This window comes from Streptomyces sp. NPDC027189 (assembly GCF_055566975.1).
On record NZ_JBVHRI010000087.1, the window covers coordinates 1 to 1,391 of the forward strand.

Consider the following 1,391-nt stretch of genomic DNA (forward strand, 5'->3'; position numbering starts at 1 on the left):
CTAGCGTTGGCGCGGCCGGGACGGCGGTGGCAGAAAGGGCTTTGCGAGGGTCCGTGCCGAACGCAGACGGCACGGACCCTTTGCGCATCTGTCTTTAACCGGCACCTTCCTTGGCGTGTGCCGCCCTCACGAGGCCTTGGTGTTGATCCCGGCCGAGGAGAATTTCGTCAACGCCGGGCAGTAGACCTTCGACCAGCCGCTGGACCTCCAGGCGACAGCCTCGATGTCGATCTTGCCGCCGCCGTCCAGGCGTGTGCAAATGGCGGTGGCCCTGTAGTGGCCGCCGTTACTGTGGTCACAGCGGGCCATCCCGCCATTGTCGAAGTTGGTCTGGTAGATGCAGCCCGTCGGCCAGCCGGTTGCCCCCGTGGGCGCTGCGGAGGCTGCACCCTGGAAGCCGAGGGAAAAGGCGGCTACCACGCCACCCGTGACGAGAACCGACCATTTCTTCATTGGTGTGGATCCTTTCGCTGCGCGGTCATTTAGAGGTGTGCCGTGCGCGGGAGGCTGGCGCCTCGCATTTAGTTGTACTTAGTTTCGATGCCAGCGGTCACAGCTCTGGTCGCGCCCCCGCAGTAGGCCTTGGACCACGAGCCATTATTCCGCCAGTCGCCCACGAACTCCTTGATGGCCCCAGTGTCTGGGTCCTTGCACCTCGCGAGGGCGCGGTAGTGGCCGCCGTTACTCCTGTCGCAGCGGGCGACCCCGCCCCAACTGCCAGGGACTTGGTAGTGGCAACCGGAAGGATGCGCATTTGCCGCAGCAGAAGCATTCGGGGTCGCCACACCCAACGCTCCAAGGGCAATGGCAGCACTCGCAAATGCTGCTCTAACGTTGTGACGCACAGTTTCCCCCTTCAGGGTGATTGGTCGAACGAGAGTCTTACGCACACGCTGATGTGACGTAAGTGCATCACGAGATATTTGAGGTACTTCTGAGCTTTGTAAATCACAGTTCAATTCTCAACAAACTGAACATGAGGCGCGCGAGGGGTAAACAACAAGCCATCCTCGGTCTGTCATCTGCGCGGGTCGGGAGCCTATGGCCAGACTGTGGCCAATTGGGCCAGACTTCTAACCAGCGGTTCCACTGCACACGAAACGGTTTCTGGCCATTCCGGACGGCGCTTGGCAGTCCACGCCAATCAGGTCGGCAAGGCTTAATACCTTCGTCGAGGTCGCCGAAGGGCAACTGCAGCACGGCGGATGCGGACGTCGGCGGAGGCAGCATGCCTCCCGGTGAAGCCGGAGCTGTCTCGGGACCGGGGGCCGCTACGTCAGACGGCGATCTTGGCGCATGCGGCACGGTCATGACGTTCAAGGCTGTAACCGGACAGCCCGGACAGCGGCCCTGAGAGCTGTCCGGTTTATTTGCGCAGGTCAGCGCCCTAA

General features: G+C 62.1%; 1 protein-coding gene. It reads right to left on the bottom strand.

Annotation, left to right across the window (positions count from 1 at the left end):
- Positions 1-126: 126 nt before the first annotated feature.
- Entirely contained in the window at positions 127-453 is a 327-nt protein-coding gene (locus ACZ4RZ_RS50305) for a hypothetical protein (RefSeq protein WP_467754380.1), read from the bottom strand.
- Positions 454-1,391 lie beyond the last annotated feature (938 nt).